This is a genomic window from uncultured Chitinophaga sp. (assembly GCF_937874145.1).
Lineage (GTDB): Bacteria > Bacteroidota > Bacteroidia > Chitinophagales > Chitinophagaceae > Chitinophaga.
The window spans coordinates 1-16369 of record NZ_CALNBI010000257.1 but is presented as its reverse complement, the minus strand read 5'-3'; the positions used below and the strand labels follow the sequence as shown (position 1 = coordinate 16369).

Annotated in this window: 16 protein-coding genes; 11 read left to right on the top strand and 5 right to left on the bottom strand. The window is 56.2% G+C overall.

Annotated elements, in window-relative coordinates; genetic code table 11:
- Positions 1-404 (top strand): HAD family acid phosphatase (locus Q0510_RS12855; RefSeq protein ID WP_298712234.1); only part of this gene is annotated, 404 nt, incomplete at its 5' end.
- Between the two features lie 182 nt (positions 405-586).
- Here the strand turns inward: Q0510_RS12855 and Q0510_RS12850 are convergent.
- From Q0510_RS12850 to pckA, 5 genes are all read right to left on the bottom strand, one after another.
- Positions 587-1048, bottom strand: coding sequence for a DUF1569 domain-containing protein (locus Q0510_RS12850; protein ID WP_298712231.1), 462 nt, complete (start codon positions 1046-1048; stop codon positions 587-589).
- Positions 1049-1054: 6 nt separating this feature from the next.
- Positions 1055-2929 (bottom strand): OmpA family protein, encoded by a 1875-nt coding sequence (locus Q0510_RS12845; RefSeq protein WP_298712228.1) that lies wholly within the window; start codon positions 2927-2929, stop codon positions 1055-1057.
- Between the two features lie 647 nt (positions 2930-3576).
- The gene (locus tag Q0510_RS12840) at positions 3577-4200 is read right to left on the bottom strand and encodes a 7-carboxy-7-deazaguanine synthase QueE (RefSeq protein ID WP_298712225.1); all 624 of its coding nucleotides are present in this window, start codon (positions 4198-4200) and stop codon (positions 3577-3579) included.
- A 173-nt stretch (positions 4201-4373) separates the two neighbouring features.
- Positions 4374-5261 carry a tetrahydrofolate dehydrogenase/cyclohydrolase catalytic domain-containing protein gene (locus tag Q0510_RS12835; RefSeq protein ID WP_298712222.1) on the bottom strand — a complete coding sequence of 296 codons (888 nt, stop codon included), beginning with the start codon at positions 5259-5261 and terminating at the stop codon, positions 4374-4376.
- A 114-nt stretch (positions 5262-5375) separates the two neighbouring features.
- On the bottom strand, positions 5376-6977 hold the full coding sequence (pckA, locus tag Q0510_RS12830) for a phosphoenolpyruvate carboxykinase (ATP) (RefSeq protein WP_298712219.1): 1602 nt from the start codon (positions 6975-6977) through the stop codon (positions 5376-5378).
- Between the two features lie 300 nt (positions 6978-7277).
- Between pckA and Q0510_RS12825 the strand changes: the two genes are divergently transcribed.
- The 10 genes from Q0510_RS12825 to Q0510_RS12780 form a co-directional block, all read left to right on the top strand.
- Positions 7278-8588: an aminopeptidase P N-terminal domain-containing protein gene (locus Q0510_RS12825; protein ID WP_298712216.1), complete on the top strand. Its 1311-nt coding sequence runs from the start codon at positions 7278-7280 to the stop codon at positions 8586-8588.
- Positions 8589-8809: 221 nt separating this feature from the next.
- On the top strand, positions 8810-9577 hold the full coding sequence (locus tag Q0510_RS12820; RefSeq protein WP_298712213.1) for a CDP-alcohol phosphatidyltransferase family protein: 768 nt from the start codon (positions 8810-8812) through the stop codon (positions 9575-9577).
- 66 nt (positions 9578-9643) lie between these two features.
- A complete protein-coding gene (purS, locus tag Q0510_RS12815; RefSeq protein ID WP_298712211.1) occupies positions 9644-9889 on the top strand; it encodes a phosphoribosylformylglycinamidine synthase subunit PurS in 246 nt (81 codons plus the stop codon).
- Positions 9890-9892: 3 nt separating this feature from the next.
- Positions 9893-10567, top strand: coding sequence for a 16S rRNA (cytidine(1402)-2'-O)-methyltransferase (rsmI, locus tag Q0510_RS12810; RefSeq protein WP_298712208.1), 675 nt, complete (start codon positions 9893-9895; stop codon positions 10565-10567).
- A 198-nt stretch (positions 10568-10765) separates the two neighbouring features.
- Positions 10766-11356 carry a DUF4255 domain-containing protein gene (locus tag Q0510_RS12805; RefSeq protein ID WP_298712206.1) on the top strand — a complete coding sequence of 197 codons (591 nt, stop codon included), beginning with the start codon at positions 10766-10768 and terminating at the stop codon, positions 11354-11356.
- A 48-nt stretch (positions 11357-11404) separates the two neighbouring features.
- Positions 11405-12157 carry a hypothetical protein gene (locus Q0510_RS12800; protein WP_298712204.1) on the top strand — a complete coding sequence of 251 codons (753 nt, stop codon included), beginning with the start codon at positions 11405-11407 and terminating at the stop codon, positions 12155-12157.
- Positions 12158-12172: 15 nt separating this feature from the next.
- A complete protein-coding gene (locus tag Q0510_RS12795; RefSeq protein WP_298712202.1) occupies positions 12173-13621 on the top strand; it encodes a phage tail sheath C-terminal domain-containing protein in 1449 nt (482 codons plus the stop codon).
- A 28-nt stretch (positions 13622-13649) separates the two neighbouring features.
- Positions 13650-15671 carry a phage tail sheath C-terminal domain-containing protein gene (locus Q0510_RS12790; protein ID WP_298712200.1) on the top strand — a complete coding sequence of 674 codons (2022 nt, stop codon included), beginning with the start codon at positions 13650-13652 and terminating at the stop codon, positions 15669-15671.
- A gap of 31 nt (positions 15672-15702) precedes the next feature.
- Positions 15703-16134, top strand: coding sequence for a phage tail protein (locus Q0510_RS12785; protein WP_126247623.1), 432 nt, complete (start codon positions 15703-15705; stop codon positions 16132-16134).
- A 3-nt stretch (positions 16135-16137) separates the two neighbouring features.
- Positions 16138-16369 (top strand): phage tail protein (locus tag Q0510_RS12780; RefSeq protein ID WP_298712194.1); only part of this gene is annotated, 232 nt, incomplete at its 3' end.

Below are 16369 nucleotides of genomic sequence, written 5' to 3'. Positions count from 1 at the left end.
GTTTTGCTGCGCAGAGCGGGTTTACGATTTACTATATCACCAACCGGCTGGAAAGCGAGCGTGCGGCTACGCTGCGGAACCTGCAGCGCGCGGGCTTTCCCGGGGCGGATAATGAGCACCTGCTCCTGTCTTCCGGCAATTCCGACAAAGAGCCCCGCCGGCAGGAAGTGGCGAAGAAATATGAGATCGCCATGTTGGTAGGGGATAACCTGAACGATTTCTCCGATATTTTTTATAAACAGCCGGCAGATGCGCGGAATGCCAAAGTAGCCGAAGTGCGGCAGGAGCTGGGGCGGCGTTACATCCTAATCCCGAATGCCATGTATGGCGACTGGCTCGGTGCGCTGGTGCCGCAAGGCGCCCGGCCAGATAGTGCTTTGCGCAGCGCTATTCGGGTAGAATGATGCACGTTCGGGATGTTGCCTGCGGTTTTGCTGACAGGTTGTACGCATACGTTTAGCTATGGAGAGAATGTGCAGGCCGCTGCGAGAACAATACCGCACGGGAAACATGCATTCATATAGAGCGTCGTGAAAAAAAGCCAGCTGCGAGGTAATTGAAGAATGCCGTCGCCGGGTTTCGAAACTTATTCGTCCAATAATCCGAATTGCGTGAAGTGATGCTGGAAGTGTTTCTGGTGAAACCGTTGCCAGTCTTCATATCCCAGCGGCCCGAAAACGATATGGGTGGACGTGTGGGAAGGGGATGCTGTATAATGTTGGAAGAATCTCTTCAGCGAAACCAACAGGTGTTGATTCGCCGCGGTAAGATCGGGATGCCGATGTGGCCCCACAGGGATAAGCGGGTTATTGAATCCGCGGGGGAGCGGTTTGTCTGTCCGCAGCCATTGTACAACATGCGGCAGTTGTGCTTCCGGCGTTAGGATGGCGATCGGTTGGTCGCTGATGGAGTATTGCAGGATGGTGTCGAGGTGTTCGATCATTTGCTGGGCATTCATGGCGCCCCACCGCGGTTGTGTGTCAGATGCCAGGCGGTCCAGCATGGGGATGAGTATGTCGGCTTGCGCCAGTGGGAAAAGTGTTTGCATGGTGGGTTACTGTAAGCTGATGATTTTTAATTCGGTCCTCCTGTTTTGCGCGCGGCCGGAATCGGTGTCGTTGCTGTCCAGCGGTTTGGTTTCGCCATAACCTTTCGCTTTCACCCTGGTGGCGGCAATGCCATGTGCGGTGAGATAGCTGACTACGGATGCGGCGCGGTTCTGGGAAAGCTGCAGGTTGGCGGCATCGCTGCCAACATTGTCGGTATGCCCGCTGATTTCCACCTGCAGGGATGCGTTCTCCTTGAGGAAGTCGACGAGTTTATCCAGCTCCGTGGCAGAAGCAGGCTCCAGCACAAACTGGTTGGAAGGGAAGAAGATATTCCTGAGCACGAGCGTAGCGTTGGCTTCGATCGGCGTCAGCGGAATATTTTTCTCGAACGGCTGCCCGTCCTGACTGGAAGTTAGCGAGAAGTTGTCGGAGTAAAACAGGTATCCCTTCCGGTTGACGTTGAATGCGTAATCCTTGCCGGTGGGCAGTGGCACGAGGTAGCCGCCATTGTTGTTGCTGCGGATGGTGGCCACGGTTTGCCGGGTCGAAAGATCGATCAGGTCGAGTGCGGCAGGCAACCGCTCCTGGGTTTTGGCATCGAAAACGTAACCCCGGATGTAAAGCGTTGGCAAGGGGCGTGCTTCGGGGTACAGTTCGAAGCTGTAGATATCGAGTGCGCCGCGGGAGTCGGTCCGGTCGGAGGCGAAATACGCCGTGACGCCGTTGGCGGCAACGGTCAGGCTGCCATCTTCTTCGATCGTATTGATGGGGTAGCCGAGGTTGATGGGCGTGCCCCAGGAGCCGTCGGCTTGTTTGCGGCAATAGAACAGATCGAGCCCCCCGAATCCGGGATGCCCGTCGGAGGCGAAGAAGAGCGTCTGGCCGTCTGCGTGGAGGTAAGGCGTGGTTTCCCTGCCTTTGGTGTTGATATGTGTGCCGAGGCGTTCGGCCAGCGTCCATTGCCCCTGTGCGTTGCGGGTGCTGAAAAAGATATCGGAACCGGCATCGGGTGTGGCGCGGACGAAGTAGATCGTTTGTTTATCAGGAGAAAGGCAGGGCTGGGATTCCCAGGCTTCGGTGTTGATGGCCGGGCCGATGTTTTTCGGCTGTGTCCATCCGCCGCCGGCCGACCGCATGGAAAAGTAAATATCACAGGAGCCGCGGCCCGTCGGGAAGTCGCAGCCGGTATACACGAGCATCTCGCCGTCCTGCGAGATGTTCTGCGCGCCTTCGTTGAAGGCGGTGTTTACGGGTTCGCCCATATCCTGAGCGGCGGTCCATTGCAGGCTGTCGCGCCCTGCGATGAAGAAGTCTTCGTTCCTGCCGCCAACGCGCCGGGTGAAAACGAGGGTTTTTCCATCGATGGTAGGTGAGGGGAAGTATTCGGGATCGGGGGTGTTGATGGATGCGCCGAGGTTTTGCGGTTGAAAGGGGACTGGTTTCGTGGTAACGGCGAATTCCATGTCTTTCTTCAGCTGGCTGGTACGCGGGGAAATGTTTTTGGCGGTGCGCACATATTGGTTGAGGAGCTGCAGGGCTTCGGTGAATTTCCCGTTTCCAGCCATGGCGCGGGCATATGAAGGGGCAACGGATTTCAGGCCGGTGGAATCGAGTTCCCCTAGTTTGCGGAAGGCCTGTTCTGCGTCGGTGTATTGCTTCATGGCGAGGTAGGTGAGGCCCATTTGTCCGTATGCGTCGGGGAATCCGGGTTTCACGCGCACGGCTTCCTGCAGGAAGCGGATGGCTTCCGGGTATTGGTAAGACCGCATGGCTGTCATGGAGGATTCGAGTAATTCCATGGCTTTGCGCGTGGCCTTATCCGATTGCTGGGCGATGGCTTGCATGCTGATGAGGCAGCAGCAGAACAGGATTTTCTTCATAGTCGCCACTAAATAACGAAAAAATCGAATGTTTATGATGAATTGAAAATTTATATATGATATCTGTGTGGCCCGTCCGGCGTGCGGGCGTCATCCGTGAAACGGGGTGCGGTACCATGTGTGGCATAGAAAAGTCGGATCGGCGCTGCAGATCGCTGAGGGTTCGGGAGGGGTGATAGGGGGCTTTCGTCCGGAGGGATTTCGGGGTGCGGGGGAGGTATGGGCTGAAGGTGTGAGGGATGGGTGGGGCTTATCGTCCGGAGGAACCCGGGTGCGGGGGGCTATGGCGGAAGAAGAGCAGGGATAAAATACTTGTTTATATCTCCGTTGTGATCCGAAGGCTGAAAGTAACAGGGGAAGCGGATCGGGTTTGAAGGGGGATAGATAAGCATGTGCATGGCTACTTTATCCGGAGGGATCCGGGTGCAGGGGAGGTATGGCTGAAGGAGAGCAGGAATAAAGTACTAGTTTATATCTCCATGGCGATCGGGGGCTGAAAGTAACTGGGAAAGGCTGATAGGTTTTTAAGGCAGGGTTGGCAGGCTACCTTTATTCGGAGGGATCCGGGGAGGATATTAGATTCGAGCGGTTAACTGCTAAAAGCTATTCTATTCCGAAATATTGCAGGTGCATGGCCTTCCCGGCTATCAGGGCACATTCAGGTATTTGTGGATTTGCAGGGAGATCTGCCATTGCGGGTTCGCTTTCACATACTCGATAATGAGCGGCGTCATCTCCTTGGCGCGGCTCCATTCCGGCTGGAGGTACAGCTTGCAGGAAGGCCCGACTTTCGCTGCATATTGCTCGGCCCAGGCGAAGTCAGATTTATTGTAAATGACGATTTTCAGTTCATGGGCTGCCGCGCAGCTTTCAGCCAGCGGGGCTTTGAACTTCTTGGGCGAAAGCGTGATCCAGTCCCAGCTGCCGCTCAGGGGCGAAGAACCGGAAGTCTCCATATGTGTACGGAACCCCTCGGCCTGCAACGCACCGGTCAACGCCGCGAGATCATGCATCAGCGGTTCTCCGCCGGTGATGACAGCAATCCTTCCCGGGTGCGCCGCCGCTTCCGCCACCAGCTCGTCTACCGGCCGCTGCGGATGCTTGTCCGCATCCCAGCTCTCCTTCACATCGCACCACACGCATCCCACATCACATCCGCCCAAACGGATGAAATAGGCCGCCTTCCCCTGGTGAAATCCTTCTCCCTGAATCGTATAGAAAGATTCCATAACGGGTAATACGGTGGTGCTATGGAGCGTCGCTGTTGTCATAGTGCAAAGGTACGTCAATCTGCATTGTCGCGGCAGTACGCGGTGACAGGCCCCGTTGCCAGGGCTTACCATCTTCTAAGTATAACTCCGGCCGCATATGCTTGCGGCCGGAGTTATAAGTATGATTATCAATTAATAGTACGGCTATATAATCCGGGTTGCCGGGAAACCGGTTAATTCTGATTTCCTTTCTGCCCGATAGCGGCCTGGTAGGTATTTTTCAGCAGGGCCGCGATGGTCATGGGGCCAACACCACCGGGTACCGGCGTAATGAAGCTGGCCTTGGGCGCTACTTCTGCATAATTCACGTCGCCCACCAGCCGGAAACCGCTTTTCTTGGTTTCGTCCGGGATGCGGTGGATACCTACGTCCACCACCACGGCGCCTTCCTTCACCATGTCGCCCGTCACGAAATGCGGACGGCCAACTGCCGCCACCACGATATCTGCCTGCAAGCAAATCTCGCGGAGGTTTTGGGTGTGGGAATGGCACAAAGTAACGGTGCAGTTGCCGGGATTGCTGTTGCGGCTGAGCAGGATGCTCACCGGCGTACCCACGATGTGGCTACGGCCGATCACTACGGCATGTTTACCCTTGGTGTCGATCTTATAGTGCTCCAGCATCAGCATAATGCCGTAAGGCGTAGCCGGGAGGAAAGCAGGCAGGCCGCTCACCATTTTACCCACGTTCATCGGGTGGAAGCCGTCCACATCCTTGCTGGGATCGATGGTGTTGATCACCAGTTCTTCATTGATGTGCTTGGGCAGCGGCAGCTGAACCAGGATACCGTCGATATCGGGGTTCTCATTCAGCATGATGATATGATCGAGGAGATGTTTCTCGGAGATGGTGTCTTCGAAGCGCAGCAGGGTAGAGTTGTACCCGATTTCCGCGCAGGATTTCACCTTGGACGCAACATATGTTTCGCTGGCGCCGTCGTAGCCGACGAGGATAGCCGCCAGGTGGGGCGCTTTTTTGCCGAGGGCTTTCAAAGCGGTCGTTTGCTCGGCCAGCTGGTCTTTGATGGCCTGTGAAGTAAGTTTGCCGTCTAAAATTTGCATGCGCAAAGGTACTGAAAATGGTGGACAAACGAAAGGGGCCGCCTGGTAAGGCAGCCCCGTAAACCAAATTGATAAATGAACGTAGGAATCTAATTATAAAGGCAAAACGGTGGGTCAGAGAGAGGGCGCGGCGTCGAGGATCTCAGGATCCGCCTTCGCGGCGTATTTTTCAAAGTTTTTCACAAATTGAGCGGCGAGATCGGCGGACATGGCATCGTACGCATCCTTGTCGGCCCAGGTGTTGCGCGGTTCCAGGATCTCGTCCGGCACGCTGGGAACGGATTCGGGAATGGCGAGATTGAACTGGCCGTAAGATTTGTACGCAGCCTTATCCAGCACCCCGTTCAGGGCGGCGGAGATCATGGCGCGGGTGTAGGATAATTTGATCCGGTTGCCGGTGCCGAAAGGCCCGCCGGTCCAGCCGGTGTTGATCATCCATACATTCACGTCGTGCCTGCGCAAATTCTCTCCCAGCATCTGCGCGTAACGGGCAGGGTGCAGGGGGAGGAAGGGCGCGCCGAAACATGCGCTGAAAGTGGATTTCGGTTCCGTAATGCCCGTTTCCGTGCCTGCCACTTTCGCCGTGTAACCGGAAATGAACTGGTACATGGCCTGCCCGGGCGACAGCCTCGAAATAGGAGGCAATACGCCGTAAGCGTCGCAGGTAAGGAAGAAAATATTCTTGGGAATGCCGCCCATTGCGGGTTCCTTCGCGTTGGCGATGTAAGGCAGCGGGTAGCTTACACGGGTATTTTCCGTGATGTGCCCGTCCGCATAATTCACCTCGTTAGAGCCGGGGAAGAAAGAAACGTTCTCCAGCAGGGCTCCTTCCCGGATGGCGTTGAAAATCGCAGGTTCTTTTTCCGCGCTCAGGTCGATGGTCTTGGCATAACAGCCGCCCTCGAAGTTGAAGACGCCGTCTTCCGTCCAGCCATGCTCGTCGTCGCCGATGAGCTTGCGCTCCGGATCAGCGCTGAGGGTGGTTTTACCCGTGCCGCTCAATCCGAAGAATACAGCCGTATCGCCCGACGTGCCCTGGTTGGCCGAGCAGTGCATGCTCAGTACCTTGCGGGCATGGGGCAACAGGTAGTTCAGGATGGTGAACACGCCTTTTTTGATCTCCCCGGTATAGGCGGAGCCCCCAATGAGGATCATTTTACGGCTGAAGCTGATCACGGAGAAGTTATGCTGCCGCGTGCCGTCGGTAGCCGGATCGGCATGGAGCCCCGGCGCCTGGATCACCGTCCAGTCGGGTTCCAGCTGCTCCAGTTCTTCTTCCGAAGGGCGCAGGAACATGTTATATGCAAAAAGATTGCTCCACGGCGATTCCGTGATGACGCGGATATTCATGCGGTACGCCGGGTCGGCGCAGGCCATGCAATCGCGCACCCATACGGGCTTGCCAGCGAAATAGCGGGTGATCTTGCGGTACAGTTTCTCAAAGTTGTCAGCAGAAAATGGCTGGTTAAAGTCGTTCCAGTTGACGGTGTCGGCAGTCAGATCGTCTTTCACGATGAACTTGTCCTTCGGGGAACGGCCTGTGAACTCGCCCGTGCTAACGACTAACGCCCCGGTGCTGTTCAGACAGCCTTCGTTGCGCTGCAACGTCTGTGTGGTCAGCTCCTCCGGGGAAAGTTGGTAATGTACATCGGCGACGTTCTCTATGCCCAATTCCCGCAATTCCTTGAGTGTATCCCTTACACTGCTGATTTGCATAAAGAAAGATTGTTTTGGTGTAAAGGCAAAACTAGGGATTTTTTGATAACGTTTAATTTGATGGGTGTTATGACGCTTAAAATTGTTTGAAAATCTACTTTTAAGGGTTATTGATTAGAAAATATTCAATTCCACCGATTTCAATTTGTCCGAAAAGCAATTAACCCGCATAATATATTTATGGTGAATAATCTACCAGTCCGGGGGAATATCCAACCGGTCGGAATGCCCGCTTTTGGCGGGTTTCTGATTTTCCGGTAAGTTTGACCTCCAAAGCAAGAAAGCAGAAAAAGATATCAAATGAAATATTTGCCACTGGATCAACAGATCTTCATCAAGAACCGCAACCGATTTACGGCAAAAATGCAGCCCGGCTCCATTGCCATTTTCAACTCGAACGATGGGCTTCCCACAAACGGGGACGCCCTGCATCCTTTCAAGCAGAACGCCGACCTGTACTGGCTGACGGGCATCGACCAGGAAGACACCATGCTCGTGCTCTTCCCCGACAACCCAGATCCCAAGTACCGCGAGGTTCTGGTGCTCGTTCGCCCGAACGAACTGAAGGAGAAGTGGGACGGCCATCGCCTCCGCCGCGAAGAAGCCACCGCCATCTCCGGTATCAAAACCATCGTCTGGCTCGATTCCCTCGAAAGCCTCCTACAGCCCTGGATCCACGACGCCGAGGAGCTGACCGACCGCAGCGAGCGCTTCATGGCGGCCGAGATGGTGCGCGAGAAGAGCAACTACGTGCCCGTGCGCGACTACCGCTACGCACAGGAGCTCCGCACCCGGTACCCCCTTCATAACTTCCTGCGCTCCGCACCGCTCCTGAAAGAGCTCCGCCCGGTGAAAACCGAAGAGGAAATCGCCGTAATGCAGGTGGCGATGGATATCACCGAAAAAACATTCCGCCGCCTCCTGACATTCATCAAACCCGGCGTGTTCGAATATGAGATCCACGCCGAAATCTGGCACGAATTCCTCCGCAACCGCGCCACTGGAGAAGGTTACGGCTCCATCATCGCCTCCGGCGACCGTGCCCGCACCCTGCATTACGTATCCAACAACCAGGAATGTAAAGACGGAGAGCTGATCCTGATGGATTTCGGTGCTGCCTATGGCGGATACAACGCCGACCTCACCCGCACCGTGCCCGTGAATGGCAAATTCACCAAGCGCCAGCGCGAGGTGTACGACGCATGCCTGCACCTGCACAACTTCGCCAAAGGCCTCCTGAAGCCGGGCATCACCATTGCAGATTATCATGCACAGGTAGGCGTGGAAGCCGGCAAACAGTTCGTGAAACTGGGCCTGCTGACCGAGTCCGATATCAAAAACGAAGACCCGGAATCCCCCGCATACCGCAAATATCTCTACCACGGCATCTCCCACCACCTGGGCGTAGACGTGCACGACCTCGGGCCTTCCTTCCATCAGCCGATCCCGGACGGGTCGGTGCTGACGGTGGAACCGGGCATCTACATCGAGGAAGAGAAAATGGGTATCCGCATCGAGAATAACATCTGGGTGAAATCCTCCGGCAATGTGGATCTCATGAAAAACATCCCCATCACGGCCGACGAAATAGAAGCCCTGATGAAAAAATAACGGCACCCTCGTGCCAGGGAGCCCGGTCCGCCAGGACCGGGCTTTTTCATGCCTATAATGTCATGGAAGTATCATTTGGAAGATGGGCCGCGACGGCCTGTTTACAATGCCAACCACTCATTTCCGTTATATTCTACGATTTTTAATATTTTTCCGCCGGGAAACCGGGCACTTGCCCGAAAACCTTCCCGATCACGGCGCGCTGCGCCAACAACGGTATCATGAAACACATTCCCAACATCCTGACGCTATCCAACCTGTTCTGCGGCGCGCTGGCGCTCATTTTCATTCTCCATGCGCCGGAATATATCGCCGAATTCAACGGCGCGGAATACACCATTATCAACCCCGCGCCGGTGTATTGGGCCAGCGGGCTGGTGGTGCTGGCAGGCATTATCGACTTCTTCGACGGTTTTGCCGCGCGGTTGCTGAAGGTATCCGGGCCTTTGGGGAAAGAACTGGATTCCCTGGCCGACGTGGTGTCTTTCGGCGTAGTGCCGGGCATGATGCTGTTCCGCCTGCTGCAAAGCGCTTACATGCAGATGCCCGATGTATATGATGTTTCCGTGTTCAACCTGGCGCCCGCCCTGCTGGTGCCCTGCTTCGCGGCGTACCGCCTGGCGGTGTTCAACCTCGACACGCGGCAGGCCGAGCACTTCATCGGCGTGCCAACGCCGGCGGTAGGGTTCCTGGTGGCTTCGTTCCCGATGATCATGCTGTATAATCCGTTCGGGCTCGCGGCATGGCTGGAAAATATCTGGGTGCTGTACGGCATTATCGCGGCATTGTGTTACCTGATGGTGAGCTCGCACCCGATGATCAGCCTGAAATTCAAAAACCTCACGGTGAAGGATAACTGGCCCCGTTTTCTGCTGGTGGCGCTGACGCTGGCGAGCATCCCTGTGCTGGGTTACGCGGCGGTCCCGTTTGTGTTTGCGGCGTATGTTATATTGTCGCTGATCGTGCCGCCGAAAAGCCAGCATGGCTGATTGCAGAATTCCTTCCGGGGAAATTCATAACTAATTGCTAGTTTTGCGTCTAAATTTTTCGAACAAATGACATTTACTGCGCATATCAACGTGATGCCGTTGAAAGAACTGCTGGACCCCCAAGGCAAGGCTGTGCTGGGCGGATTGAAGAACCTGGGCCTGGGAAATGTACACGACGTACGGGTAGGCAAGCACATTACGCTCCAGATCGAAGCGGCTTCCAAAGAAGAGGCGCAACAGATTGCCGAAAACGCCTGCCAGAAACTGCTGGCCAACCAGGTAATGGAATTTTACGAAGTAAACATCCAATAAGCATTGTCCAGACTCTACCTCATTCCTTCACCGATCGGCAACCTGGGCGACATTACGTACCGGGCCGTCAAAGTGCTGGAAACGGTAGAACTGGTGCTCGCGGAGGATACCCGGACTTCCGGGGTGCTCCTCAGGCATTACGGTATCAGCAAGCCTGTAACACCTTATCATCAGCATAATGAGCATAAGGTGTTACAGCACCTGGTACAGCAGCTGCGCGAAGGCCGTTCCATGGCGCTGCTGACCGACGCCGGCACGCCCGGCGTCAGTGATCCGGGGTTTCTGCTGGTGCGCGAATGCGTCCGCGAAGGAATCGAAGTGGAATGCCTCCCCGGCGCCACGGCATTCGTTCCCGCCCTCGTCAACAGCGGCATTCCCATGAACCGCTTCGCTTTCGAAGGCTTCCTCCCTCCCAAAAAAGGCCGTCACACTTTGCTGACGCAGCTTTCCACCGAGACCCGCACGATGGTCTTTTACGAATCTCCCCACCGCCTCGTTAAATCGCTGGAAGATTTCATGCAGTATTTCGGTGAAACCCGCCAATGCTGCGTTTCCCGCGAGCTCACCAAGATGTTCGAAGAGAACAGGCGCGGCACCCTCGTGGAAGTGCGCGACCATTTCCAGGCCAAAGGCGTGAAAGGCGAGATCGTGATCATCGTGGAAGGCGCGGCGGAATAATACATCCCACCAGATATCATCCCAAACCCGCCGGTTATCTTAATTTTTTCGCTGAATGGATATTAATGCCTAATATTACACAAGTAGAAAAACCTTGGAATAGTAGCTCAATCCCAAAATTTATTGCAGCACTTAGTGAAGAGAAGTTAAACCCCGGTTTCCAGTAATTGTATAGCGCAAACCCCAAATCCTTCATCGATGATCGATCAGGTTTTGAGCGCGATCGTAAGTAAGTTGAACACATATATCGGTTCCCTGGATCCTGAAGTTATTCTTGGCAATATTTCATTCGCCGATACCAATCAGGAAACAGTCATGCAGAATCTTGGCGACAAGGTGGTTATCTCCGTCGTTAATATTCAGCAGGAGGAAACGTTGCGTAACCTGCCGTACCGGCGTACCGTGTATACTAACGGTATCCCGGAAGTAGTGGAGCGCCAGCCGGAGATCCATCTCAATGTGTTCCTGCTTATCAGCGCGAATAAGAACACCTACAGCACTGCCCTGCAACGCATTTCGCAGGTAATCGCTTTTTTTCAGCGGCAGTTCGTTTTTACGCCGGCAGACACGCCGGTGCTCGGTACGCTCCAACTCAACCGTGTAATTTTCGATTTGTATTCGACGCGTTTCGAAGAGCTCAATCAGTTGTGGAGCGTGATGGGAGGGAAGTACATCCCGTCCGTCATTTATAAAATGCGCATGGCCGTGATCCAGGATGCACCGCAATCAGGTTCCGGCATCATTACTGAAATCAACCTGCAAACGCAGGTCCTGGGCACGCAGCAGTAACCGCGCCCATCATAAACCCCATAATTGAACAACCCCATTGATACAGCCATGGAAAAACTGGTTTGGCGTTATACCCCGGAATTCAGGATACGTATCCGTATCAACAATGCCGACCCCGGCGAGGGCGTCCGCCTTGTCCTGTCTCCGCTCAGCTCCGCTACGGCGGCCAGTTTCGGGCTGCTCGTCCGTTCTTCTCCCGGCGGGCTCACCGCATTTTGCAGGCAGCATTTCAACGGCATTGCCTGGGCGCCCGCCACGGCGCTCACGCAACCGGTGCAGTTTTCTTTCTGGTTGATGATCGACAAAGCCCGCGCCGCCTTGCCCGACTTTTTCGAGCAGGGTTCCCAGCAACTGGGGCGCCGCATCTTTTACGCCAGTAACCTCACACCCGCCGGCGTGATCGATGCCAACCTGGCCGGCAACGTGGTAGCACTCACCGCCGCAGCGAATGCAGGGAACACCGAGAACGGGGCACTCAGCGGTTACCTCCTGTCGCACGCCGTAACTCCCGGCGCCTACAACCAGATCCGCGCGGGGAAAATAGCGGCGGGAGCACCCGTCAGTTTCACGCTCAACGAAACCGTCACACCCCTGCAAGACCGCACCGGCCTGGATCTCCGGCCGCATCCGAGAGGCGCGTATGTTGTGCGGCTCGAAGGCGGAACACCGCTGCAGGAAAAAGTCATATTCGACCAATCCGCCGCCACGGCCGACGTCTGCGGTGTGATCGACATATTCAAGGAAGCCTGGCACCTGGCCCCACAGCCACGGGAATACAGCATTAATTTTCAAAGAACCTGATTAAACTGACCGATCATGTTAAACTTAGCAAATCTTAAAACACCCGGCGTTTACATCGACGAGGTACCCAAGTTCCCGCCGTCTGTGGCGCAGGTGGAAACGGCCATCCCGGCCTTCATCGGCTACACCCGGCTCACCACGCTCAACGGCAATTCGCTGCTGAACAAACCCGTGCGCATCTCCTCGCTCGTGGAGTATGAAGCGATCTTCGGCGCCAGGCTCGAAACTTTCACGGCCGCCGTGGCCACCGTCAACGGTGTGCATACGGTGAGTGCAGGACCTGCCGCGCCCGCCGCGCTCTTCCGGATGTACTATGCCATGCAGATGTACTTCTCCAACGGCGGCGGCCCCTGCTACATCGTGTCCATCGGGCCGGATAGCGCTACGCCTCCCGCGGCTACCATTGCCAATTACACCGCCGGCCTCGCCGCCATCGCCAAGGAAGACGAGCCCACGCTGCTCGTGTTCCCCGATGCGCAGATACTGCCGCAGGGCGATTGTTACAACCTGTACGGCCTGGCCCTCGCGCAAGCCGCCGATCTGAAAGACCGCTTCGTGATCATGGATGTGTTCAACGGTCACCTCGATTACACCAATCCCGCCAACACCAACGTGATCGACGATGGCGCCAACGGCTTCCGGTTCCTCATTGGCAACGCAAATCTTCAATACGGCGCCGCCTATTATCCGCACCTGGAAACCTCGCTGACGCTGAATTACAACGAAGAAACCCTTGCCATCACCGGTACGCTGAATGGCAACCCGGTACCTGCTGCGATGGTGCTCCGGCTGCAAAATCCCACGCCGGCACAGGAGGCCAATTCGCTGTATCACGTCGCCAATAAACTCTATCACCAGATCAAAGCTTCCATTGCCGCCATGCCCATCGTGATGCCGCCCAGCAGCACCATCGCGGGTGTGTATTGCACGGTAGACGCTACGCGCGGTGTGTGGAAAGCCCCCGCCAATACAAGCCTCCGCTTCGTGCGCAGGCCCCTCGTGGCCATCAGTGACGATTCGCAGGAAAACCTCAACGTCCACACTTCCGGAAAGAGCGTCAACGCCATCCGCTCCTTCAGCGGCAAGGGCATCCTCGTTTGGGGCGCCAGAACGCTGGCAGGCAACGATAACGAATGGCGTTACGTGAGCGTCCGCCGGTTTTTCAACATGGTGGAAGAATCGACCAAAAAAGCTTCCGAGCCATTCGTGTTCGAGCCGAACGACGCCAATACCTGGGTGAAAGTGCGCGCCATGATCGAGAATTTCCTCATCCTCCAATGGCGAGCCGGCGCGCTGGCAGGCGCCAAGCCTGAACACGCCTTTTATGTGAAAGTAGGCCTCGGTCAAACGATGACCGCGCAAGACATCCTCGAAGGCCGCATGATCGTGGAGATCGGGATGGCAGTAGTGCGGCCGGCAGAATTCATCGTGCTCCGATACAGCCACAAAATGCAGGAATCATAAACTTTTCATCTGTTAATCTTGAACGGATATGGATTATAAAACCCCAGGCGTATTCGTCGAAGAGCTTTCGCTGATACCGCCTTCCGTAGCGCCGGTGGCCACCGCCATTCCCGCGTTTATCGGCCACACCGCCCGAATAGCGGACCCGGAAGGGAAGACGCTCATCAACCGGCCCGTCCGCATCACGTCCATGCTGGAGTTCACGTCGCTATACGGCGGCGCCTACACGCCCGCAACCGTTACCGTGAAGCTCGATGCGCAGAACAACATCACGGAAGTGACGCCGGTGAACGGCCGGAAGTTTTTCCTGTTTGATGCCTTGCAACATTTCTTCGATAACGGCGGCGGCCCCTGCTACATCGTGTCCGTAGGCAACTACACCACCGATGTGACGCTCGGCAACGCTACCACAGGGCTCCTGGGCGGGCTGGCGGCCGTTTCCGGGGAAGATGAGCCCACCATCATCTGCGCTCCTGATACGGGCGCGCTGAAGGAAGGCGACGGAACGCCCGACTTCGTCAACGCCGGCAACTTCAACCAGGCCGCCATCCAGCAGTGCGCCAAGCTGCAGGACCGCTTCGCGGTGCTCGATGTGCCCGGCGGACAGCTTGCGTTGAACCATGCGGAGAATCCCATCCTGAACTTCCGCAACGGCGTCGGCAACCAGGAGCTGAAATATGCCGCGGCATATTATCCCTGGCTGCAATCTTCGTATCCGAAAACGCTGCACTTTTCGCAGCTGGCTTTCATCGACAATGCCAATGCCGCCATTCCGCCGGCTACCATCAATAACATCATTCCCGACCTGGGCGCCATGGTCACCGGCCTGCGCGACCGGCTGGCGGAAGAAGCGCGCGTGTTCTCGAAGATCGCCGCGCCGGTGCTCAACCGCAGCAACTACAACCCCATCAGCGCACACCTGGAAACGCTCCGGCTGGCCGTGAACACGGCTACTACCGTGGCCAACGCCCGCACGGCCTTCGTACCCCTGATCAACTTCGTGCGCAGCGTGGCCCTGGCCGCCCGGCGTGTGGAAATGGATGCCGGCAATACGCCCGATATGATCCAGGCGCTGAATAAACTCAAAGCCAATAACGATCTGCGCCAGCAGCTGATCAGCCTGGTGGGATTTGAAAAGAACGCCGCCGTGCTGGGCGCCTTTCCCGCGCCGGTGCGTACCGAAGCCATGGTACACGCGGATTACGCCGATATCAGCACCACCGACTGGATCGCCGGGGCGAACGTTACCACCATCCAGCCGGAATTAAATCCCTACACAGGTGCTACACCGCTCGCCACCGTGCAGAACGTGGCCAATGCCATCACGCTGCACAAGGCATTCGAGAAAGTAGCGGACGCGTTCATGACCGTATTACAGGACGCCATCAACCGGACCGACAATGCGGAAACGCTCCTCTTTTCCAAACATCCTTTCTTCAAAGGCGTGGTGGACCGGGTGAAATTTGAAATGAGCCTCCTTCCGCCATCGGGCGCCGTGGCCGGCGTTTACGCCTCCACCGACCGCACCCGCGGCGTGTGGAAAGCCCCCGCCAATATGAGCCTCCGCAGCGTGGTGGCGCCCGCCGTTAAACTGAACGACCAGGAGCAAAGCGGCCTCAACGTCGACGAAAACGGGAAAAGCATTAATGCCATCAGGGCATTTACCGGCAAGGGCATCCTCGTCTGGGGCGCGCGCACGCTGTCGGGCAACGACAACGAATGGCGTTACGTGAACGTCCGCCGCTTCTTCACTTTCGTGGAGGAATCGACGAAGAAAGCTTCCGAGCCTTTCGTGTTCGAAAACAACGACGCCAATACCTGGGTGCGCATCCGCGCCATGCTCGAAAACTTCCTGACGCTGCAATGGCGGCAGGGCGCGCTGGCAGGAGCTACCACCAAACAGGCGTTTTACGTAAAAGTGGGCCTCGGCGAAACGATGACCGCGCAAGACATTCTCGAAGGCCGCCTGATCGTGGAGATTGGCATGGCCGCCGTTCGTCCTGCCGAATTCATCGTGCTGCGCTTCAGCCACAAAATGCAGGAATCCTGATTCAATCATCCATTCAATAAAAAAATGAGTTATGGCGAATTATCCGCTTCCCAAATTCCACTTCCAGGTTGAATGGGGTGGTGCAAACATCGGGTTCACCGAAGTGTCCGGCCTTGATGTACAGATCGACCCGATCGAATACCGCGATGGTGCAAGCCCGGAATATGTGAAGACCAAAATGCCGGGCATGGTCAAATACAGCAACATCACCATGAAGCGCGGCACCTTCAAGGGCGACAACCAGTTCTACGACTGGTGGAACACCGTAGCGCTCAATACCATCGAGCGCCGCAACGTAACCATCAGCCTGCTCAACGAAAACCACGAGCCCGTGGTGGTGTGGAAGGTCAAAAATGCCTGGCCCATCAAGGTGCAAAGTTCCGACCTCAAGTCGGACGGCAACGAAGTAGCCATCGAATCGATCGAACTGGCGCATGAAGGTCTGGTGATCCAAAACGAATAGCATATGTCTGCCTTTGACACCCCGCAGGTCGGTTTTCATTTTCTCGTTCTCTTCGAGATCCTTCCGCAGTTCCCGCAAGACGTCCGTTTCCAGGAAGTGTCCGGGCTCACGGTGGACCTGGAAATGGAAACCGTAGCCGAGGGCGGCGAGCACCGCTTCGTACATAACCTGCCCGTCCGCTCGAAATATGGCGACGTTACGCTGAAGCGCGGCAAGATGCTCGGTTCCGGCGTGC